General features: G+C 63.6%; 25 protein-coding genes. 11 read left to right on the top strand and 14 right to left on the bottom strand.

Annotated elements, in window-relative coordinates; all coding sequences use genetic code 11:
- Positions 1-24 precede the first annotated feature (24 nt).
- The gene (locus tag SE91_RS09770) at positions 25-576 is read right to left on the bottom strand and encodes an O-acetyl-ADP-ribose deacetylase (protein ID WP_061851073.1); all 552 of its coding nucleotides are present in this window, start codon (positions 574-576) and stop codon (positions 25-27) included.
- 4 nt (positions 577-580) lie between these two features.
- Positions 581-907, bottom strand: a complete 327-nt coding sequence (gene grxD / locus SE91_RS09765; protein WP_008564203.1) for a Grx4 family monothiol glutaredoxin — start codon at positions 905-907, stop codon at positions 581-583.
- Positions 908-1141: 234 nt separating this feature from the next.
- On the opposite strand from grxD, the gene egtB reads away from it, so the two are divergent.
- Positions 1142-2437 carry an ergothioneine biosynthesis protein EgtB gene (egtB, locus tag SE91_RS09760; RefSeq protein WP_061847450.1) on the top strand — a complete coding sequence of 432 codons (1296 nt, stop codon included), beginning with the start codon at positions 1142-1144 and terminating at the stop codon, positions 2435-2437.
- Between the two features lie 43 nt (positions 2438-2480).
- Positions 2481-3449 carry an L-histidine N(alpha)-methyltransferase gene (gene egtD, locus SE91_RS09755; protein ID WP_061847448.1) on the top strand — a complete coding sequence of 323 codons (969 nt, stop codon included), beginning with the start codon at positions 2481-2483 and terminating at the stop codon, positions 3447-3449.
- A gap of 10 nt (positions 3450-3459) precedes the next feature.
- On the opposite strand, the gene SE91_RS09750 is transcribed toward egtD, so the two are convergent.
- Positions 3460-4653, bottom strand: a complete 1194-nt coding sequence (locus SE91_RS09750; protein WP_061851072.1) for a low temperature requirement protein A — start codon at positions 4651-4653, stop codon at positions 3460-3462.
- 25 nt (positions 4654-4678) lie between these two features.
- On the bottom strand, positions 4679-4933 hold the full coding sequence (locus SE91_RS09745; protein WP_060736517.1) for a BolA/IbaG family iron-sulfur metabolism protein: 255 nt from the start codon (positions 4931-4933) through the stop codon (positions 4679-4681).
- A gap of 198 nt (positions 4934-5131) precedes the next feature.
- Here SE91_RS09745 and SE91_RS09740 point away from each other — a divergent pair, with 198 nt between their 5' ends.
- Positions 5132-5491 (top strand): DUF427 domain-containing protein, encoded by a 360-nt coding sequence (locus SE91_RS09740; RefSeq protein WP_061847445.1) that lies wholly within the window; start codon positions 5132-5134, stop codon positions 5489-5491.
- 130 nt (positions 5492-5621) lie between these two features.
- Here SE91_RS09740 and SE91_RS09735 read toward each other — a convergent pair whose 3' ends face one another.
- Complete coding sequence (locus SE91_RS09735; protein ID WP_061847443.1) at positions 5622-5795, bottom strand: DUF1328 domain-containing protein; 174 nt, start codon at positions 5793-5795, stop codon at positions 5622-5624.
- 175 nt (positions 5796-5970) lie between these two features.
- On the opposite strand from SE91_RS09735, the gene SE91_RS09730 reads away from it, so the two are divergent.
- Positions 5971-7158 carry an acyltransferase family protein gene (locus tag SE91_RS09730; RefSeq protein ID WP_061851071.1) on the top strand — a complete coding sequence of 396 codons (1188 nt, stop codon included), beginning with the start codon at positions 5971-5973 and terminating at the stop codon, positions 7156-7158.
- Positions 7159-7282: 124 nt separating this feature from the next.
- Here SE91_RS09730 and purL read toward each other — a convergent pair whose 3' ends face one another.
- A complete protein-coding gene (purL, locus tag SE91_RS09725) occupies positions 7283-9493 on the bottom strand; it encodes a phosphoribosylformylglycinamidine synthase subunit PurL (protein ID WP_061847441.1) in 2211 nt (736 codons plus the stop codon).
- A 186-nt stretch (positions 9494-9679) separates the two neighbouring features.
- On the opposite strand from purL, the gene SE91_RS09720 reads away from it, so the two are divergent.
- The 3 genes from SE91_RS09720 (at position 9680) to SE91_RS09710 (ending at position 11674) form a co-directional block, all read left to right on the top strand.
- A complete protein-coding gene (locus SE91_RS09720; protein ID WP_061847439.1) occupies positions 9680-10159 on the top strand; it encodes a PaaI family thioesterase in 480 nt (159 codons plus the stop codon).
- Positions 10160-10235: 76 nt separating this feature from the next.
- Positions 10236-11201, top strand: coding sequence for a DMT family transporter (locus tag SE91_RS09715; protein WP_061847437.1), 966 nt, complete (start codon positions 10236-10238; stop codon positions 11199-11201).
- 47 nt (positions 11202-11248) lie between these two features.
- Entirely contained in the window at positions 11249-11674 is a 426-nt protein-coding gene (locus SE91_RS09710) for a GFA family protein (protein WP_061847435.1), read from the top strand.
- Positions 11675-11701: 27 nt separating this feature from the next.
- Here the strand turns inward: SE91_RS09710 and SE91_RS09705 are convergent, their stop codons facing one another.
- Both SE91_RS09705 and purQ read right to left on the bottom strand, forming a co-directional pair.
- The gene (locus tag SE91_RS09705; RefSeq protein WP_061847433.1) at positions 11702-12676 is read right to left on the bottom strand and encodes a tripartite tricarboxylate transporter substrate binding protein BugD; all 975 of its coding nucleotides are present in this window, start codon (positions 12674-12676) and stop codon (positions 11702-11704) included.
- Positions 12673-13374 (bottom strand): phosphoribosylformylglycinamidine synthase subunit PurQ, encoded by a 702-nt coding sequence (gene purQ / locus SE91_RS09700; RefSeq protein WP_061847431.1) that lies wholly within the window; start codon positions 13372-13374, stop codon positions 12673-12675. Before purQ ends, SE91_RS09705 begins: the two co-directional genes overlap by 4 nt.
- Positions 13375-13541: 167 nt before the next feature.
- Between purQ and SE91_RS09695 the strand changes: the two genes are divergently transcribed.
- Positions 13542-14558 carry a magnesium and cobalt transport protein CorA gene (locus SE91_RS09695; RefSeq protein ID WP_061847429.1) on the top strand — a complete coding sequence of 339 codons (1017 nt, stop codon included), beginning with the start codon at positions 13542-13544 and terminating at the stop codon, positions 14556-14558.
- A gap of 153 nt (positions 14559-14711) precedes the next feature.
- On the opposite strand, the gene purS is transcribed toward SE91_RS09695, so the two are convergent.
- On the bottom strand, positions 14712-14951 hold the full coding sequence (gene purS, locus SE91_RS09690) for a phosphoribosylformylglycinamidine synthase subunit PurS (RefSeq protein WP_061847426.1): 240 nt from the start codon (positions 14949-14951) through the stop codon (positions 14712-14714).
- A 15-nt stretch (positions 14952-14966) separates the two neighbouring features.
- A complete protein-coding gene (purC, locus tag SE91_RS09685; protein WP_173015815.1) occupies positions 14967-15734 on the bottom strand; it encodes a phosphoribosylaminoimidazolesuccinocarboxamide synthase in 768 nt (255 codons plus the stop codon).
- A gap of 320 nt (positions 15735-16054) precedes the next feature.
- Here purC and SE91_RS09680 point away from each other — a divergent pair, with 320 nt between their 5' ends.
- A complete protein-coding gene (locus SE91_RS09680) occupies positions 16055-16378 on the top strand; it encodes a DUF1476 domain-containing protein (RefSeq protein WP_008564165.1) in 324 nt (107 codons plus the stop codon).
- Positions 16379-16383: 5 nt separating this feature from the next.
- On the opposite strand, the gene SE91_RS09675 is transcribed toward SE91_RS09680, so the two are convergent.
- Positions 16384-17505 carry a LysR family transcriptional regulator gene (locus tag SE91_RS09675; protein ID WP_245318410.1) on the bottom strand — a complete coding sequence of 374 codons (1122 nt, stop codon included), beginning with the start codon at positions 17503-17505 and terminating at the stop codon, positions 16384-16386.
- On the opposite strand from SE91_RS09675, the gene SE91_RS09670 reads away from it, so the two are divergent.
- A complete protein-coding gene (locus SE91_RS09670; protein WP_061847424.1) occupies positions 17461-18288 on the top strand; it encodes an isocitrate lyase/PEP mutase family protein in 828 nt (275 codons plus the stop codon). The two genes, SE91_RS09675 and SE91_RS09670, sit on opposite strands and share 45 nt — an antisense overlap.
- Here the strand turns inward: SE91_RS09670 and cynS are convergent.
- Positions 18275-18763, bottom strand: coding sequence for a cyanase (cynS, locus tag SE91_RS09665; RefSeq protein WP_061847422.1), 489 nt, complete (start codon positions 18761-18763; stop codon positions 18275-18277). The genes SE91_RS09670 and cynS overlap by 14 nt on opposite strands.
- A gap of 369 nt (positions 18764-19132) precedes the next feature.
- Here cynS and SE91_RS09660 point away from each other — a divergent pair, with 369 nt between their 5' ends.
- On the top strand, positions 19133-19990 hold the full coding sequence (locus SE91_RS09660; RefSeq protein ID WP_060736520.1) for an HD domain-containing protein: 858 nt from the start codon (positions 19133-19135) through the stop codon (positions 19988-19990).
- Here SE91_RS09660 and SE91_RS09655 read toward each other — a convergent pair.
- Both SE91_RS09655 and SE91_RS09650 read right to left on the bottom strand, forming a co-directional pair.
- Positions 19933-20484 carry a tetratricopeptide repeat protein gene (locus SE91_RS09655; protein ID WP_156489547.1) on the bottom strand — a complete coding sequence of 184 codons (552 nt, stop codon included), beginning with the start codon at positions 20482-20484 and terminating at the stop codon, positions 19933-19935. The genes SE91_RS09660 and SE91_RS09655 overlap by 58 nt on opposite strands.
- Positions 20485-20582: 98 nt before the next feature.
- Positions 20583-20793 (bottom strand): putative endonuclease domain-containing protein (locus SE91_RS09650; RefSeq protein WP_245318408.1); only part of this gene is annotated, 211 nt, incomplete at its 5' end.

The following is a 20793-nucleotide window of genomic DNA, read 5'->3' as shown; positions in this document are numbered from 1 at the left end:
CGGCGGAGTGTACCGGCGGCCAGTTCAGGCACAAGAGCCACCGTGCCGCGCCAGTGCCTCGGCATGAAGCTTGGCGCTCGGCTCGGAGAAGCAGCAGAACAACACGCGGGCAACGGAGGGAGCCGCAGAGAGCCCTTCGATCACCGTGCGCACGGCGATCTCGGCGGCGCGGTCGGCAGGGAAGCGGTAGATGCCGGTCGAGATTGCCGGAAATGCCACCGAGGTCAGCTCATGCTTGCCGCACAGCTCGATGGAGCGGCGATAGCAGGAGGCGAGCAGATCGTCCTCGCCGAGGGTGCCGCCATTCCAGACCGGGCCGACGGTATGGATGACGTGCGCGGCCTTGAGCCGGTAGCCCCTGGTGATCTTGGCATCGCCGGTCTTGCAGCCGTGGAGCATGCGGCATTCCGCGACGAGTTCAGGCCCGGCGCCCCGATGGATCGCGCCGTCCACGCCGCCCCCACCCAGGAGCGACGTGTTGGCGGCGTTGACGATGGCGTCAACGCCGAGTGTGGTGATGTCGGCAACGATGACCTCGAGCTCGGCGCCACTGACCTGGCGCTTGAGCACGGTCATCACATCAGGCCGCGACGACGACGCCTTTCTCGGTGAAGAGCTGCTGCAATTCGCCTGCCTGGAACATCTCGCGAACGATGTCGCAGCCGCCGACGAACTCGCCCTTCACGTAGAGCTGCGGAATGGTCGGCCAGTTCGAATATTCCTTGATGCCGTTGCGCAACTCGGCGGATTCGAGGACATTGAGCCCCTTATAGCCGACGCCGATGTGGTCGAGGATCTGGACGACCTGGCCGGAGAAACCGCACTGCGGAAATTGCGGCGTGCCCTTCATGAACAGAACCACGTCATTCGACTTCACTTCGTTGGCGATGAATTCCTGGATGCTCATATCCGTGTCCTTTTGGGGCCTCAACGATCGCTTCCGGGCCGGCCCAGCCGATTTAACCCGATATCTGGCTATATATGTAGCCCAAACCGTTGTGCATCCAAAGTAAAATGGCGGCGAACGGCCCCGGGACAGCCCGCTTTGACGGCGCCGCGTGATGGGCTGATGACACTAATATTAACGGCTGGGAGGACTTTTATCTCGTAACGGAGGCCCCATTTAGGACGAACCCTGGTTTTGGAACCGGGCAACGCCAACAACGTTCTCTTGTCCTGTCTGGAGAAAAACGTGACGAAACCAGCCTCCGCTACGGCCGCCCCTCATTCGTCACTTTCCTCCCACCCGGGCGACCTCGCCTGGCGGCTGGAAGACGCGTTTCTCAACGTTCGCAATGAGACTGAGCGCCGCGCGGCGCCGCTGTCGCCGGAGGACCAGCAGATTCAGTCGATGCCCGATGCGAGCCCGGCGAAATGGCATCGGGCGCATACCACCTGGTTCTGGGAGCAATTCCTGCTCGGCGAGCACTGTCCCGACTACCGGCCCTTCCACCCCGATTTCGCCTTCCTGTTCAATTCCTATTACGTCAGCGCCGGCCCGCGTCATGCTCGCAACCATCGCGGTGACATCACCCGGCCCAGCGCGGACGAAGTCGGCGCCTATCGCAAATATGTCGATGCCGCCGTCGTCAAATTCTTCCGCGAGGCCGACGCGGCTAAGCTGCGCGAGATCGCGCCGCTGGTCGAGGTCGGGCTCAATCACGAGCAGCAGCATCAGGAGCTGATGTTCACGGACATCCTGCATGCCTTTGCGCAGAACCCGGTCTACCCGGCTTATGATCCCAACTGGCGCTTCCCGGCCGCAGCGCGCAGCGGCGACGACTGGCTGCCACTCAACGAGGGCATTCACACCGTCGGCCATGTCGATGACAGCTTCCATTTCGACAATGAGAAGCCTGCCCATCGCGCCCTGGTCGGCCCGGTCAAGCTCGCCCGCAATCTCGTCACCAACGCCGAATGGCTCGCCTTCATGCAGGATGGCGGCTACCGGACCGCAACGCTGTGGCTGATGGACGGCTTTGCCGCGGCCAGCAAGGAAGACTGGCAGGCCCCCGGCTATTGGCGCGAGGTCGATGGCGCATGGCAGGTGATGACGCTCGCCGGCCTCAAGCCGGTCGACCCGAACGCGCCAGTCTGTCACGTCAGCTATTACGAGGCGGATGCGTATGCCCGCTGGGCCGGAAAACACCTGCCGACCGAGATCGAATGGGAGGTCGCTGCGCGCACCAAGCAGCTCAACGACGCTTTCGGCATCGTGTGGCAATGGACGCGGTCTTCGTACTCGCCCTACCCCGGCTATCGCGCCGTCGAAGGCGCGCTCGGCGAATACAACGGCAAATTCATGGTCAACCAGCTGGTGCTGCGCGGCTCCTCGCTTGCAACCCCGGAAGGGCACAGCCGTATCACCTATCGCAACTTCTTTTATCCGCACCACCGTTGGCAGTTCACGGGGCTGCGGCTCGCCGACTACGAGTAATCCGACGAAAGTGCGCGCCGGACAGCGCGTTCAGGAGAGTATCATGAATGTGCACGCCAGCGCTTTGGCCGAAGCCCATCTCCCCGACGAGCAAACCACCGCTTTCGCCCGCGAGGCCATCGCGGATCTCTCGCAGCAGCCGAAAAAGCTGTCGCCGAAATTTTTCTACGATGCGACCGGGTCGGAGCTGTTCGAGGCGATCACGAAGCTGCCGGAATATTATCCGACGCGCACCGAGCTTGCGATCCTGAGAGAGCGCGGCGGTGAGATCGGGAAGATCATTCCCGAGCACGCGGCGCTGGTCGAGTTCGGCGCCGGAGCGACGACGAAGGTCCGCCTGCTGCTGGGCCATTGCAGGTTCGCGGCCTATGTCCCCGTCGACATCTCCGGCGATTTCCTGAAGGCGCAGGCGAACGGCCTGAAGCGGGATTTCCCCGCGCTCGGCATTTATCCCGTCGCGGCCGACTTCACGACGCCGTTCGAGCTGCCGAGGCAAGTCGCATCCATGCCCAAGGTCGGCTTCTTTCCGGGGTCGACCATCGGCAATTTCGAGCCGCAGGAAGCGCAGGCCTTCCTGAAGAGCGCCCGCAAGATCCTCGGTACCGGAGCGCAGATGATCATCGGCGCCGATCTCGAGAAGGACGAGAAGGTGCTGCACGACGCCTATAATGCCGCCGGCGTCACCGCGCGCTTCAACCTCAATGTGCTGGTGCGCATCAACCGCGAGCTCGGCGGCAATTTCGACCTGTCCGCCTTCACCCATCGCGCGATCTACAATCGCGAGCGGCACCGTATCGAGATGCACCTGATCAGCAAGAAAAGCCAGACCGTGCGCCTGCTCGGCACCAGCTTCTCGTTCCGCCCGGGCGAGAGCATCCACACCGAGAACAGCTACAAATACAGCATCGAACGGTTTGCGGCGCTGGCGCAGGGCGCAGGCTGGCGTGTGCGCGAGAGCTGGACGGATGCAGCCAGGATGTTCTCCGTGCATGCGCTGGAGGTGGCGGAGTAGCCGGCGGGGTTCAATGCCCCTTCGCTTCCTCCGGTGCCGCTCCCAGCGACACCGACTCCCACACCGCCACCATGATCATGATCGTAGTCGTCGCGACCGACAGCCAGACCGGCGACAGGTCCGTGGCGAACCAGCTCAGCGCCAGCAGCAGGATGATGCCGACGCCGTGCGAGAGCTGCAGGAAGCCACGGATCGCGTGCTTGAACAGGATGGTGCCGATCAGAAAAATCAAGGGGCCGCCGATCGTACTCACGATCGTGCGCATGTCGGAATGCCCCGCCGGATGCTTCAGCACCAGCTCGTCCGAGACTGCGGTCAGGATGATGCCGGCGATGATCGGCGTGTGCAGGTAGGTGTAGGCGAGCCGCGCCAGGCGCCCGGATTCGGCAGATTTCGAGATGCGTTCTGAGCCGGCCTCGGCACCCCTGTGAAAATAGATCCACCACATCGCGATGGCGCCGACCAGCGCAGAGACGAAAGCGAGGATATTGCTCGCGGTCCATTCCAGCTCAGCGAATGTTGCGCCATTGACGATGATGGCTTCGCCGAGCGCGATGATGACGAAGAGAGAGCAGCGCTCGGCCATGTGAGCGCCTTCGACGGCCCAGGCCTCGACCGACGAGAAGCCCAGCTTCGGCACCCAGAACCGTGCCGCCGGGGCGATGTACTCCCAAATCACAGCCGCGATCCACAGCCAGAGCCGCGTCTCTCCCTGGGACAAGCCGCCGGCGATCCACAACACCGCCGAGACGGAGAACCAGGCTAGGATACGGATCGCGTTGTGCCGAACCGCGGTTCGGTGATGCGGGGTCGCAAACATCCAGAACGCGGTGCGTCCGACCTGCAGGGTCGCGTAGGCGATCGCGAACCACAGGCCGCGTCCCTCGAAAGCGGTCGGAATCGTCGTCGACAGCACGAGGCCGCCCAGCATCATCGCAAAAAGCAGGATGCGGACCGGCGTCAGCTCGGGATTGAGCCAGTTGGTGACCCAGGCGGTGAAGACCCACACCCACCACACCGCGAGAAACAGCACGGCGACATGCACCGCGCCGAGCGGCGTGAAATGGTGCAGCAGCGTGTGCGAGACCTGCGTGACGGCGAAGACGAAGACGAGGTCGAAGAACAGCTCGACATTGGTGACGCGGCTGTGCTGGTTCGGCGTGATGACGCGAAACATCGCGCCGCGAGGATTCTCCGCAGCCATCATCGTCCCCCCGCAGGAGCTTGGATCAGGTGCCGGGCACCCCGGGTCCGCCGGGTACCCCGGTTTGCAGCGCCAGCGCATGCAGCACGCCGCCCATCTGTCCTTGCAAGGACTGGTAGACGATCTGGTGCTGCTGGACGCGGGACTTGCCGCGGAAGGATTCGGAGATCACGGTCGCGGCGTAATGGTCGCCATCGCCGGCGAGGTCTCGGATGGTCACCTCGGCATCGGGGATTGCTGCCTTGATCATCGCCTCGATATCGTGGGCGTCCATAGGCATTCGGGTCTTGCTCCTTGTCTCGGCTGCGAATCAGCCTCGTCGTCGAATCGCTTGCCGGGGTCCCCGGCCCGGCAAGGCCAAACTTAGCGTGAACGGCCTTCTACGTCACGTCCTCCGGCACTATATCCCTGATCGCATCAGGATAAAGGCACGACAAAGTGCCGCGCGTGACAGGTTGATCGAAAAAGGCGTGACATCATGAAGCTTCCAGGGCCCGACCACCCCATCACCATCAGCCCAAATCCCCGGCGTGTCCGCGTCACGGCTGGCGACATCGTGATCGCGGAGACTGACAAGGCGTTGACCCTGAAGGAGGCCAAATATCCGGCAGTGCAATATGTGCCGCGCCAGGACACCAACATGTCGCTGCTGGAGCGCACCGACCGTGTCACGCACTGCCCGTACAAGGGAGACGCGAACTATTACAGCGTCAAAGCCAACGGCAAGATGCTCGACAACGCGATCTGGACCTATGAGACACCCTTCCCCGCGATGACGGAGATCTCAGGCCATCTCGCCTTCTATCCCGACAAGGTGAAGATCGAGGAAGTGGGGTAGATCGCGCTGTAGCGCCACCGTCATGGCCGGGCTTCGTCCCGGCCATCCACGTTCTCGGCCACCAGAAGAGGTTCGTGGATGCCCGGGACAAGCCCGCGCATGACGAGCGAGAGTGCTGACGCAGCCCCGACTAGGCCCTGAAGATGGTGAGCCCCAGTATCAGCAGCACCAGGAAGATCACGACGAAGACGTAGAACAGCAAGCGCGCGATATCGGCGGAGGCGGCGGAGATGCCGGTAAAGCCGAATACGCCGGCGACAACCGAGATCAGCAGGAAGATCAGCGCCCATTTTAGGATCGACATCGCCAGCTCCGAAATCTTGCCACCTCTCGTGGCCTCAAGCCCTTTTCGCGAACGCTAACTGCACTGGGCGGAACTGGTTCCCGAGCGCGCCCGGCATTGAGGCTGGCTTACACAGCCCTTGCTGAATCAGGTTCCCGGCGGCACAGTCCAACGGGGTATGGAGCGCGGGGCCACCATGATCACGATGTCACATTCGGCGGCGATCGGCGCCGAGGCGCACGCCGCGCCGAAGAGCAAGGCGCGCAATCTGTCGCTGGATCGCGCCCGCACGTTTCTGACGCTGGTGGTGCTGCTGCATCACGCGGTGATCCCCTATACGCATTTCGGTCATACCGATCCGGCCTCCTGGGCCGGTTTCGACGTGATCGTGCTCGCCACCGACAGCTTCTTCATGGCGATGTTCTTCTTCCTGTCGGGCCTGTTCACCTGGCCCGGCATCGCGCGCAAGGCGCCGTCGGTCTTCTTGCGCGACCGCCTGCTGCGGCTCGGGCTGCCCTTCGCGATCGCGGCCTTCACCGTCATTCCGCTCGCCTATTACGCGCTTGCGCTGCGGCAGCAGCCGGATCTGACCTTCGCGGCGTTCTGGTGGAACATGGTGACGGCGGGGCCCTGGCCGAGCGGCCCGATCTGGTTCGTGTGGGTGCTGCTGGCCTTCGACCTGACCGCCAGCCTGCTCTACCGGGTCTCGGCGCATCTGGTCGATCCCGGCAATCGCATCTCGCTGCGCGGATTCGAGCAGCCCGCCGTATTCTGGCTGATGCTCGTCGTCGTGAGCGTCATCGTCTATCTGCCGGCGCTGCTTTATTTCGGCACCAACAAATGGTTCGAGTTCGGGCCGTTCTCCGTGCAGGCGAGCCGCATCCTGCTCTACTTCGGCTATTTCTTCATCGGTGCCAGCGTCGGTGCCGCGAATTTCGATCGGGGCATTCTCAGCACCGAGGGACGGTTGCCGAAGGACCGCTGGCTGTGGGTGATCATCACGCTGGTCCCCTACTGCCTGATGTGGTGCATGATCTACATCAAGCGCGAGATCCTCGGGAATCCCGATCATCTGCCGCACTGGTACCACGTGTTCTACGGCACGTTCCTCGTCCTGTTCTCCGCCTCGATCCTGCTCGCGATCCTCGCCTTCTTCCTGCACTCGAAGGCGCCGGGGCCGACCCTGCTCGACCGCATGCAGGCGGATGCTTACGGCATCTTCCTGGTGCACTACCCGATCGCGCTGTGGATCCAGTACGTTCTGTTCGACTACGAACTGCCGGCGATCGTGAAGGCCGCGGTCGGCTTCGTGCTCACCGTGATCCTGAGCTGGGGCCTGACGGCCGCCTTGCGCCGGATTCCGGGGGCTTCGCACGTGTTGTGAAGGCAAGGTCTCTCCGCCCGTCATTGCGAGGAGGCCCTTGCGACGAAGCAATCCAGGATCCCTCCGCGGAGAGATTTCTGGATCGCTTCGCTTCGCTCGCAATGACGGAATACGCGGTGTGGGCTCAGGCCGCCTTCCCGCCCATATATTCCGGCAGCCAGCGCTCGAACGAAGCCCGCAGCGTATCGATCGCGATCGGCGCTTCGCCGGCGATGGTAATCGCATCGCCGCCGGTGGTGCCGATGCGCACACAGGGCACCTCGCAGCCGCGCATCTTGGCGAGCACGCGGCCGGCTTCGGTTTCCGGCACGGTGACGAGATAGCGCGCCTGATCCTCGCCGAACCAATAGGCCTGCGGCACGAGCGCGGTCGGCGCCGCCAGCAGCTTTGCGCCGATGCCGCTCGCCATCGCCATCTCGGCAAGCGCGATCAACAGACCGCCGTCGGAGAGGTCATGCACGGCGGTCGCGGTGCCCGCATGGATCATGCCGCGCACGCAATCGCCGTTGCGCTTCTCGGCGGCGAGATCGACCGGCGGCGGCGCGCCCTCCTCGCGACCGCAGATGTCGCGGAGGTACACCGACTGGCCGAGCCAGCCATGGGTCTCGCCGATCAGGAGGATCGCCTCGCCCTCGGCCTTGAACGCCAGCGAAGCCGACTTGGTGAAATCGTCGAGCAGGCCGACCCCTCCGATCGAGGGCGTCGGCAGGATCGCGCGACCGTTGGTCTCGTTGTAGAGCGAGACGTTGCCGGAGACGACCGGGAAATCCAGCGTGCGGCAGGCTTCCGAGATGCCCTTCAGGCAGCCGACGAACTGGCCCATGATCTCGGGCCTTTCAGGGTTGCCGAAATTGAGGTTGTCGGTGATCGCGAGCGGCTTGCCGCCGACCGCTGTGATGTTGCGCCAGGCTTCCGCCACCGCCTGCATACCGCCTTGATAAGGATCGGCCTCGCAATAGCGGGGCGTGACGTCGACGGTAAGCGCCAGCCCCTTCGGCCCGTCCTGCACGCGCACCACGGCGGCATCGCCGCCGGGGCGCTGCATGGTGTTGCCGAGGATGACGTGGTCGTACTGCTCCCAGACCCAGCGCTTGCTGCACATGTCGGGCGTGCCGATCAGCTTCTCCAGCGCAGGCCCGAGCGCCATCGGCGCCGGCACGTCGCGCGCATGCACGATCGGCAGCGCGGCGGACGGTACATGCGGACGGTCATAGACCGGCGCCTCGTCGCCGAGCTCCTTGATCGGCAGGTCGGCCATGACGTCGCCGCCGTGCTTGACAACGAAACGCTTGCTCGGCGTGGTGTAGCCGACGACCGCGAAGTCGAGACCCCACTTCTTGAAGATCGCCTCGGCTTCCTTTTCCTTCTCGGGCTTGAGCACCATCAGCATGCGCTCCTGGCTCTCCGAGAGCATCATCTCGTAGGCGCTCATGCCGGTCTCGCGGGTCGGCACCGCGTCGAGATCCAGGTCGACGCCGAGGTCGCCCTTGGCGCCCATCTCGACCGCCGAGCAGGTCAGGCCCGCCGCGCCCATGTCCTGGATCGCGATGACGCAGCCCTTCTCCATGATCTCGAGGCAGGCTTCCAGCAGCAGCTTTTCGGCGAAGGGATCACCGACCTGAACGGTCGGGCGCTTCTCCTCGGACTTGTCGTCGAACTCGGCAGAGGCCATCGAGGCGCCGTGAATGCCGTCGCGGCCCGTTTTGGAGCCGAGATAGACGATCGGCATGTTCACGCCGGAGGCGGCCGCGTAGAAGATCTTGTCGGCATCGGCGAGGCCGACGGCCATCGCGTTGACGAGGATGTTGCCATCGTAACGCGTGTGGAAACGCACCTGACCGCCCACCGTCGGCACACCGAAGGAATTGCCGTAGCCGCCGACGCCGGCGACGACGCCGGAGACGAGATGCCGCGTCTTGGCATGCTCTGGCGCACCGAAGCTGAGCGCATTGAGGCAGGCAATCGGCCGCGCGCCCATCGTGAACACGTCGCGCAAGATGCCGCCGACGCCGGTGGTCGCGCCCTGATAGGGCTCGATATAGCTCGGGTGGTTGTGGCTCTCCATCTTGAACACCACGGCTTGGCCGTCGCCGATGTCGATCACGCCGGCGTTCTCGCCGGGGCCTTGGATCACCCATGGCGCCTTGGTCGGCAGGCCGCGCAGATGGATCCGCGAGGATTTGTACGAGCAGTGCTCGTTCCACATCGCCGAGAAGATGCCGAGCTCGGTGAAGGTCGGCTCCCGCCCGATCAGCTTCAGGATGCGCTCATATTCGTCGGGCTTGAGCCCGTGGGCGGCAACCAACTCGGGGGTGATCTTGGGTTCGTTCTTCATGGCTTCAGGGGCTTTCGGCGGCGGTTTGGCCGTTCTTAGGAACATCGGAGGCTCACGAAAAGCCCTTTATGGCGCATTTTCCCGCTGTCCCACGTTTTGCGCCGGGGGCCCCGCGGGAACAGGAATTGCACAGCGCTGACGGATCGGATTTAAGGGCTCCAGACCCGCAATTGAAGGCTTATTTCCTTGCATGAATTGACCAAAGTCCCCTCCATCCGCCGTCCCGACCTGCACGTCGCCACCGAGGGCGAGTTTACGGGCTGGCGCACCTGGATTCGCGACAGTTTCGAGTCCCATGTCGGCCCCTTCTGGCACAAGATCGAGGCGGACGGCAGCGTCCGCAGCGCCTTCCGGGTCGAGAAGAAGCACCTCAACGGCTCCGGCAACGTCCATGGCGGCTGCTTCATGGCCTTTGCCGACTACTGCCTGTTCGCGATCGCCACCCATGAGCTGGACGGCCCGGCCGTGACCACCAATTTTGCCTGCGATTTCCTTGACGCGGCACGCGAGGGCGAGTTGGTTGAATGTACGGGCGAGGTATCTCGCGCGGGTGGCTCGCTGATCTTTCTCCGTGGGAAATTGACCTCAGCCGGGCGGCCGCTGTTCACCTTCTCCGGCACGATCAAGCGGGTGAAGCGGAAGCCGGCACCTCAGCCAAACGCATAGCTCGGCACCTTCCCTTTTCTAACGCCCTCGCCCAGACTTCCCGGCGAGCGCTATCGCGCCGGGGAGCAGGAACAAGGTGCCGCAGAGCACATCGCCGAAGGGGCGCTCAGCCGCCTCCGTCTCAACGTCATTGCCTTCCATGGCCACCACCGGTGCACGAAGCTGGCGCGATTATGCGCTGCTGCTCGCGCTCGCCTGCTGCTGGAGCTCGACGTATCCGCTGACCAAGCTGGCGCTTCCCACGATCCCACCCGTCACGTTCATCTCGGCACGCTCGCTGATCGCGGCCGCCTTCCTGTTCGCGATCCTCTGGATCCGAGGCATCAAGGTTCCGACCGACGCCAAAGCGTGGAAGCTGTTCGCGACCCAGCAATTGATCAACTCGACCTTCCCGTTCCTGATCATCACCTGGTCGCAGCAATATGTGCCGGCGTCGAACACGGTGGTGCTGGCGTCGACGACGCCGATCTTCGCCTTCCTGATCACCTCGCTGATCACGCGGCACGAGCCGGCGACGCTGCTCAAGCTCGCCGGCGCGATTTTGGGACTCGCCGGCACCGTCGCTATCGTCGGGCTCGACGCGCTACGCGGCTTCGGCAGCGAGATCATTGCCGAGATCGCGATCCTGCTCGCCACCATCTCCTTCGCTTGCGCAACGATCTTCGGCCTCCGCCTCTCCGAATACGACGCGATGGTGGTGGCGGCCGGCTCACTGCTGTTCGGCGGCCTCGTGCTGCTGCCGCCCGCGCTGATCATCGACCAGCCCTGGACGCTGCATCCGACGCCGACGGCGATTATCGCCACCATCGTCATGGGCATCGTCTCCAGCGCGCTTGGCCTGATGCTGTTCTACGTCTGCCTCGGCCGGCTCGGCACGTTGACCACGAACGCGCAAGGCTATTTGCGCATCCCGATCGGCGTCGGCCTCTCCGTGCTGCTGCTCGGCGAGAGCGTGCCGTCGAACCTCGCGCTGGGGCTGCTGCTGGTGATGGCGGGTGTTGCGGCGATGACGGTGCCGGCGGAGAAGTTCAAGCTGCGCTAGGACTGCAGCAAGCCGTGCAAGCAATCTGAACAGAAGAGTCAATCAACATGGTGCGCGACACGATCGTACGAACCGGCCAATGTCATTGCGGTGCGGTGCGTTTCGAGGCGACGCTGAGCGACGGCTTCAATTCGATTCGCCGCTGCACGTGCTCTTACTGCCGTATGCGGGGCGCCGTCGTCGTCATGGCGGAAATGGGCGGGATCAAGTTGCTGCAGGGCGAAGACGCGTTGACAACCTACCGCTTCCATACCGGATCGGCGCAGCACTTCTTCTGTTCTTACTGCGGAATATACACGCATCATCAACGACGATCCGACACGACCCTCTATGCCGTCAACGTGGCCTGCCTTGATGGGATAAGCCCGTTCGATTTCGCAGAGGCGCCGGTCATGGATGGCGTCAATCACACCAACGATACCGGCAAGCCGACGCGTCGGGCAGGCACGCTCCGCTTCATTCCGGCTCATTAGTCACGCTGTCGGCGATTGACGGCGAAGCTATTGCTTGCCGTCGTCCGCGAGCATCTTCCGATACTTCTCGACGTCGCGCGTCACGAGCTTCTCGAGCACCTCGGGCGCGTGCTCGTCTGGATCGGGGGCAACGGTCGACAGATCGGCAAAGCGCTTCTTCACCGCCTCCGTTTCCACCGCCGTACGCGCGACGGCGTTGAGCTTGGCGATGACGGCCGGCGCCGTGCCCTTGGGCGCGAACAGGCCGTTCCAGCCCTGCGCCTCGAATTCGGGCAGGCCAGCTTCGGCGGACGTCGGCAGGTCCGGCAGCGTGGCGAGGCGCACGGTCGAGCCGACCACGAGGCCCTTCACCAGCTTCTCGTTGATCGATTGTGAAACGGAGGCGGCCGCGTCGCAGACGCCGTCGATCTGGCTGCCGACCGCGTCCGTCAGCGCGGGCGCGGCGCCGCGATAGCCGACTAGCGTCGCGTCGATCCCAGCTGATGTGACGAAGCTCTTGCAGATCAGATAGTTCGACGAGCCGACGCCGGCATGGCCGAGATTGATCTTGCCGGGATTGGCCTTGGCGTAGGCGATGAACTCCTTCAGGTCCTTCGCCGGAAAATCCTTGCGGAGCGCGATGATGCCGAAGGTCTTCGCCACCATCGCAATCGGAACGAAGGAGTCCGGCGTGAACGGCAGCTTTGGATAGATCGTGTAGGTCGCAGCATTGGTGCCGGCATTGCCGATGGCGATGGTGTAACCGTCGGGCTCGGCGCGGGCGGCGCGCGCGAGTGCGGTCGAACCGCCGGCGCCGGCGACGTTCTCGATCACGATGGTCTGGCCGAGCGCGATGCCCATCTGCTCGGCGACCGTGCGCGCGATCACGTCCGAGGTGCCGCCGGCCGCGAACGGCACGATCATGGTGATCGGACGCTTGGGATAATCCTGCGCCAGCGCAGCGGACGCGAACGACAGCGCCGCGAGCGCGGCGAGCGACCGCTTCAGCGCGTAAGCGATCACGCGGCCTTTTCCAGATGCTGGACGAGGCCGGCGAACAGGCCGCGGCCGTCGGTGCAGCCCATGATGTCTTCGACGTGGTTTTCCGGATGCGGCATCATGCCGAGCACGTTGCCCTTGTCGTTGACGATGCCCGCGATCGACTGCGCGGCGCCATTGATGTTGCTGAGGTCGTCGAAGCTACCGTCAGCCGCGCAATAGCGATAGAGCACCCGGCCCTCGCCTTCGAGCCGCTTGATCGTCTCCACGTCGGCCGCGTAGTTACCTTCGCCATGAGCCACGGGCACACGGATCACCTGGCCGGCATTGTAGCCGCGGGTGAACGGCGTGTCGGAACGCTCCACGCGCAGATGCACGTCCTTGCAGATGAATTTCAGCCGCGCATTGCGCATCAGGATGCCCGGCAACAGGCCGGACTCGCAGAGGATCTGAAAGCCGTTGCAAACGCCGAGCACGAGCCCGCCCTTGGCAGCGTAGTCGCGCACCGCATCCATCACCGGTGCGCGCGCCGCGATCGCGCCGCAGCGCAGATAATCGCCGTAGGAGAAGCCGCCCGGCACGACCACGAGATCAGTCCCCGCCGGCAGTGAGGTCTCGGCGTGCCACACCATCGCGGGGTCATGGCCCGAGACCAGCCGCAAGGCACGCGCCATGTCGCGCTCACGGTTGATTCCGGGAAAGACGAGGATGGCGGCTTTCATGGCTTAAGTTCCGGCGGTGACGGGAATCGGGCTGGCCCCAAGGCCAATTCGTCAGGAGACATAGCCATTTGACGGGAATTTTACCAGTGCTAGCCTTGCCAGGCGGCCTTGTACACAGGCCATAGCCTCGGCGCTTTTGCCTGACGATCTTGCCCGGGATTGAAGCCATGAACGTCCCGTCGCTGCCCATCTCCCCCTCCGAACCGGTGTCTGCCGAAGGCGTCGTCGCTGCCGGTGCCTATGTCGACGGCCGCCGCGTCGCCAACATCGCCATCAGCGAAGCTTCGAGCTGGCGGGCCAAGCCCGGCCATGTGGTCTGGATCGGCCTGCACGAGCCCGACATGGCGCTGCTCGGCGCGGTGCAGAAGCAGTTCGACCTGCACGATCTCGCGATCGAAGACGCCAACCACGCCCATCAGCGTCCCAAGATCGAGCAATATGGCGAGGCGCTGTTCATCGTGGCGCGCACCGCGCAATTGATCGAGGGCCGGATCGCCTTCGGCGAGACGCACATTTTCGTCGGTGACGGCTATCTGGTCTCGGTGCGCCACGGCGCCTCGACGTCCTACGCGCCCGTGCGCGAACGCTGCGAAAGCTGCCCGCGGGCGCTCGCCCGCGGCGAGGATTACATTCTCTACGCCATTCTCGATTTCATCGTCGACAATTACTCGCCAGTGCTCGAGAGCATTCACGAGGAGATCGAGGGCATCGAGGATGACGTGCTGTCCAAGGCGATCAGCAAAGCGCAAATCGAGCGCCTTTACATGCTGCGCCGCGACCTGTTGCGGCTCAGGACCGCGATCGGCCCATTGGTGGAGGTCTGCCGCCGGCTCGAGCATGACGAACTGTCGATGGTGCGGCAGGCCATGCAGCCGCTGTTCCGCGACGTCACCGACCACGTCCGCAACATCCAGGAGCGCATCGATTCCATGCGCGAGGTTCTGGCCTTCGCCTTCGAGGCGAGCCTGCTGGTCGGCCAGGCCCAGGAGACCGCGGTGTCGAAGAAGCTCGCGTCCTGGCTCGCGATCATCGCCATTCCCACCGCGCTCGCCGGCATCTACGGCATGAACTTCAAGCACATGCCGGAGCTGGAATGGGAGTACGGCTACTTCATGCTGCTCGGCGTGATGCTGACGGCATGCGGCTCGCTATACTGGCGTTTCCGCAGCGTGGGGTGGCTGTGAGCGAATTGCAGCTGCGTCCGGGTCTCGCCCCTCAGCCTGGGGAACCCTCTCTTTGCGCGCGTCTCGAAGGATGAAGGCCGAGGTGTAAGCGGCGGGCCCGCGTGGCTCGAGACGCGCTTCGCGCGCCTCGCCATGAGGGTCTACGAGGCAGCCTCAGACGATCTCGACCCGATAGTTCTCGATCACGGTATTCGCCAGCAGCTTGTCAGCGGCGTCCTTCAGCGCGGCCTCGGCCTTGGCCTTGTCGGCACCGGCAAGCTCGATGTCGAACACCTTGCCCTGGCGGACGCTGGCGATGCCATCGACGCCGAGCGATTTCAGCGCGCCTTCGATGGCCTTGCCTTGCGGATCGAGGATACCCGTCTTCAGGGTCACGGTGACACGTGCCTTCACGTCAAAGATCCTCTCTCAGCTCTTCACCAGCACCGGGCCGGAGCCCTGCGGACGCTCGTTCTCCATGAGGATGCCGAGGCGCTTTGCGACTTCGGTATAGGCCTCGAGCAGGCCGCCGAGATCCCTGCGGAAACGGTCCTTGTCGAGCTTCTCGTTCGACTTGATGTCCCACAGACGGCAGGAGTCAGGGGAGATCTCGTCGGCGACGATGATCCGCATCATCTCGTTCTCGAACAGGCGGCCGCATTCCATCTTGAAGTCGACGAGGCGGATGCCGATGCCGAGGAAGAGGCCCGTGAGGAAGTCGTTGACGCGAATGGCCAGCGCCATGATGTCGTCGATCTCCTGCGGCGTCGCCCAGCCGAAGGCGGTGATGTGCTCTTCCGACACCATGGGGTCGTTGAGCTGGTCGTTCTTGTAGTAGAATTCGATGATCGAACGGGGCAGCTGCGTGCCCTCTTCGATGCCGAGACGCTGCGACAGCGAGCCGGCGGCGACGTTACGCACCACCACCTCCAGCGGCACGATCTCGACCTCGCGAATCAACTGCTCGCGCATGTTGAGGCGGCGGATGAAATGGGTCGGCACCCCGATGTCGTTGAGGTGCTGAAACAGGTACTCCGAGATCCGGTTGTTGAGGACACCCTTGCCCTCGATCACCTGATGCTTTTTCGCATTGAACGCGGTCGCGTCATCCTTGAAGTGCTGGATCAGGGTGCCGGGCTCCGGGCCTTCGTAGAGAACCTTTGCCTTGCCTTCATAAATGCGACGCCGACGGCTCATGGGGATGTACCGTGTTTTGTTGAAATCCATGAATTTGGTGTGCTCCGGTTGACTAGGATTACGACCCACAGCGGAGCTGCCGTGAACGGCTGGGAACCCGTCTGTAACCCCTGGAAACAGAACAGGAACCAAACCTTCAGGCAACCTATCCGATTGGCTGTCCCAGCACAATCGATCCGGCCGTCCGGCGCCAACTTATACCGTCCTGCCTGCGGCTTAACGGCCCGTTGTTTTGCCTTTTTGTGCTATCTATGTAGGCACGGAGCCGGGTCGCCGCAACGTAAGCCGCCGGCTCCATTTAGAAGGGATTTGGAACAGGCATGAGCGAGTTCGACAAGCGCCAGGAAGGCTTCGAGAAGAAGTACGCCCTCGACGAGGAGCAGAAATTCAAGGCAGAGGCCCGTCGCAACCGGCTGCTCGGTCTGTGGGCGGCGGAGAAGCTCGGAATCACGGGCGATGCCGCCACGGCCTATGCCAAGGAGGTGGTCGCGGCCGATTTCGAGGAGGCCGGGGATGCCGACGTCCTGCGCAAGATCACGGGCGATTTCGCCGCCAAGAACGTCGCCATCACCGAGCAGGCGATTCGCGCCAAGATGAGCGAACTCATCGCGGTGGCAGCCGCCGAGGTGAAGGCGGGGAAATAAGCGAGTCAAACCAAGCGCCGGCGCGCAACACCCTTGCGCGTCGGCGTTCTCTTTCTGCCTTTCCGCGTGGTCGAGACATCCGGCCCGGCATAGTTGCGGCGAATGCTTTCGAGCAGGCGCTCGGCGGCAGCGCTCAGAAAGCCGCCACTGCGCGTGACGAGGACGATGTCCTGGTGCGCATCAAGATCGCCCACGGCGATCGTCGCGATCGAGCCCGCACGCAGCTCCTCGGCCAAATGACTTTTTGCCAACAGGGCAAGGCCGAAGCCTGCTTCCACCAGCCGCTTCTGCGCGGTGAGGCTGTCCACCGCGGTCCACTCCACCTCGCCAAGTCCCCGCGTCAGAAACAACGCGAACACGTGAGCCGCGGCAATCTCGCGACGGCCGCGATTCTCCGGGAATGCGATCCAGCGCTCGCGAACTAGCTCGGCAAGGCGCTTCACGCGCTGTCCGGCGCGAGGATGGTCGGGCGCACAGACCACTTGCAACGGCTCGCGCAGGACCTGCTCGCAGGCGAGATCGCCGGAGGGGTCGGCGTTGTAGCGGAGGCCAATCGTGGCCTCGCCGCGGCGGATGAGATCGCTGACCTCCGCGCTGGTCGCCGTCCGCAAGCTCAGCGTGACAACGGGATGCTCCTTGGCGAACCGCTTCATGATGGTCGAGAGGCGGCCGTCGGCGAGCGTGCCGGTCACGGCCAGCGAAACCGGCCCGGCATTCTGCTTGGTCAACGCGCGGATCGCCTGTTCGGCATCCTGCGCCGCCGCCACCGCACGCTCGGCATAGGGGATCAGCACGCGCCCGGCATCGCTGAGCCGGGTGCGGCCCGCCACCCGCTCGAACAGGGGAACGCCGAGCTCCTGCTCCAGAAGCGCGATACGGCGCGAGATCGCCGGCTGCGAACGATGCAGGAATTTCGCGGCGTTCGAAATCCCACCCCTGCGATGAACCGCCAGGAAGGTGTTGAGGGCGTCACTGTCCATCGCGACCTCATGCAAAAAGCTGATGATATGCGAAAGAATAACAAATTTGGCGGATGACGGAAGTGCGCCTACAGCTCGTTGGGACAGACAATGGAGACGAGGATGACAAGCCAGTTGGTTAAGGCGAGAGCGTTTCGCGCGCTGCACGAACGCCCCGGTGCCTTCATCATTCCCAATCCATGGGATGCCGGCACGGCAAAGCTGCTCGCGGCGATGGGCTTCGAGGCCTTGGCGACCACGAGCCTCGGGGTTGCCAACATGCTCGGTAAGAGCGACGTCGGTCTCGACCTCATCCTTGCCAATGCGCGTACGATCGTGGATGCCACCGACCTTCCCGTTAGCGTCGACCTCGAGAATTGCGGCGCACACGAGCCGAAGCGCGCCGCCGAAGCCATTCGGCGTGCAGCAGAGACTGGCGCGGTCGGCGCCTCGATCGAGGATTTCAGCGGCGACCGCGACCGCCCCATCTACGACTTTTCCCATGCCGTCGAGCGCGTCCAGGCCGCGGTGGAAGCGGCGCGCGCGCTGCCAATTCCGTTCACGCTGACGGCGCGGGCCGAGAACTTCCTGCACGGCCGCAAGGATATCGACGACACGATCCGCCGCCTGCAGGCCTTCGAGGCTGCCGGCGCCGACGTCCTCTATGCGCCGGGCCTGTACGATCTCGCGACGATCCGGACCGTCGTGTCCTCGATCAGTAAGCCCTTCAACCACGTGATGGGCTTTGCCGACCCGACGCTGACGGCATCGCAATTGTCCGCCGCCGGCGTCAAGCGCATCAGCGTCGGCGGCGCAATGTCTCGCTACGCGCTCGCCGCGTTCCTGAACTGCGCGCGCGAGATGAAGGAGAAAGGGTCCTTCACCTACGTCAGCGAGATGGCACCGGTCGGCGAGCTGCGCGCCGCCTTCGCCGCGGTCACTCCTCCTTAAAGCCGTATTCCGGCACGTTGCCGCTGGCGCCGTAATATTTGTACGGCAGGAACTTGCCGCTCATGGTGATCTTGACGCGGTCGCCCTTCGGGTTGGCGACGCGCTCGATGCCCATGTCGAAGTCGATCGCCGACATGATGCCGTCGCCGAACTCCTCCTCGATCAACGCCTTCCAGGCGGGACCGTTCACCATCACCATCTCGTAGAAGCGGTAGATCAGGGGATCGGTCGGCGGCATCGCCGTGCCGGTGCCGCGCATCGGCACCTCGTTCAGCATCGCGACTTCCGTCTTCGACAGCCCGAACAGCTCGCCGGCATTGGCGGCCTGCGGCTTGGTCAGCTTCATCTGCCCCATGATCGCGCCGACGATCAGCACCTCGGAATAGCCGCCGATCCTCTCGCAGATGTGCTTCCAGCTCCAGCCCTTCTCGCGCTTGATGTCGAGCAGCTTCTCGGTGAGGTCTTCGCGTTTCATGTCGGGTCTCCCTTGATCAGGCACTGTGTCGGGCCTGCCGCTTTGGGAGGCACGAAACGTGCCAGTAAACCAGGCCAGCGCTTCACCGGCGTCCCCGCGCGCGAAAGACTCCGGCGAACCATTCTCCATTTGCGCAACCCTGATGTCGGCTTGTGGGGCCTTGGCCGACCTTCGCGTCGCCCCCGGTTGACGGCCGCTTCTGAACCCTCAGCGGAAATTGCCACCGGGCGCGCGTGGCCCTGCCTCGCTGCCGTTGATCTAGGTCAAGCATCACCCACCCTTTGGCTTCACCCTTCTAGAGGGGTCCTCTCCTTCCCGATCCTGCAGGAGGACTCCTGAAGGTTGGGCGACGAAAGTGAGAGTTTGCTCATGATAACGATTCCAGAACTGACGTCCCAGGCGCTCGGTGCGTTCCTGATCTCGGAGACCAGCGGTCGCTTCGGCTCGTCTCACGCCAGCTTGCCGGAATTGCTCCCCTACGCAGCAAAACTGGCTCTGGAGTGTATCGGTAACAGCGATGCACTCTACCACAACGTCGAGCACACCTTGTTGGTCACGCTGGTCGGGCACGACATCCTGATCGGGCGCTCTCTTCTGAGGCCAACGACGGCCAGCGACTATGCTCACTTTATCCTGGCGTGCCTGCTTCACGATATCGGCTACGTGAGGGGAATAATTCACGGAGACCAGGACGGAACCTTTGTTGTTGATGGTACCGGCCGAACGGTTGAGTTGCCGATCGGCTCCTCCGATGCAGCGCTTGCGCCCTATCATGTCGACCGCTCAAAATTATTCGCCGTGGAGCGGCTTGACCCAGTCGACGACATTGATGCCGCTCGCGTTGCCCAGGCCATCGAATACACTCGTTTTCCTTATGCAGACGCATCTCCGAACGAACTCAAAGATGATCTTGACGAAGAGGAAGGTTTGTTGCTTCGCGCCGCCGACCTGATCGGTCAGCTCGGCGATCCGAACTACATGAAGAAATCAAATGCGCTGTTCTACGAGTTCGAGGAGATAGGACTCAACAAATCGCTCGGATATGCCACGCCCGCGGACGTGGTGTACAAATATCCCCAATTCTACTGGACCAAGGTTGCACCGCAAATCCAGATTGCCCTCCGCTATTTGAATGTAACCTCGAGCGGAAGACAATGGATCGGCAGTCTCTATGGCAATGTCCTTCGGGCTGAGAGAGAGGTCGGGCTGTCTGGTCCGCAGCTATAGGTATTCCAAAGCTTTCGGTTGATCTCGATCAAGTCTCCGCCACTCTTCTGTTTGCTCACGTGCCTGGAACGGCAGGTCTTCCCGCACGGGCCGACTAGCGCGCCCGTTCCATCAGCGGTTTGCTCGCAGCGCGCCGAGCTCAAAATCAGCGGCTGGTTCTCGATAAAGGTTTTCGGGCAATCGGCTGCCGCCAGCTCGAACCGCTTCAACGCCTCGTCCGTGAAGCCGCTCTGCAGCGCGCGCTCTGCAACATAGAAATTCGCCTCGCGGACCTGCCCCTTGCTCTTCACCCGGTCGAGGCCCTCGGCAACGCTGAGCACTTGCTCCGGCGTCACCATGCCAATGAACAGATTGATAATCGGCGCCGGCCATTTCGTCGCGTCGAGCTGCTTTGCAGCCTCGCTCAGCTGGCTCGGCTGGTCACTGCGCCTTGCAACAACGCCACAAGACCGGATAGCTGCCGCACAAACAAGGGCGCAGCCTGTTATTTCCAAGCATGCCGTCCCCAACTCAATTCCCGGAGACTGCCACAGCAGCTGATCGCGCTCCTGCACACCCTTGGTTGCAATAGGCGCCGCCGGCCGGCTCGACCCTACGCACCCTCCCCCATCATCCCCTGCAGCCGCACCAGCTCCGCCTCGAGATCGCGCTCCACGTCCGCCGCGCGGATGTCGAGCACGCGATAATCCCGCGCTTCCAGCCAAGTCCGCCGCCCCGCCCGGTCCGCGGCGATCGCTTCGCCCTCACCCGGATTGACCAGCTCGATCGCGATCCGGTGCGGGAAGGAGACGAAGTCCGGAATG

The sequence above is a fragment of the Bradyrhizobium sp. DOA1 genome, from assembly GCF_001593325.1.
In the GTDB taxonomy this organism is placed as follows: Bacteria; Pseudomonadota; Alphaproteobacteria; order Rhizobiales; family Xanthobacteraceae; genus Bradyrhizobium.
Note: the sequence above shows the minus strand (reverse complement) of the source record. Positions and strands in the feature narration are given on the sequence as shown.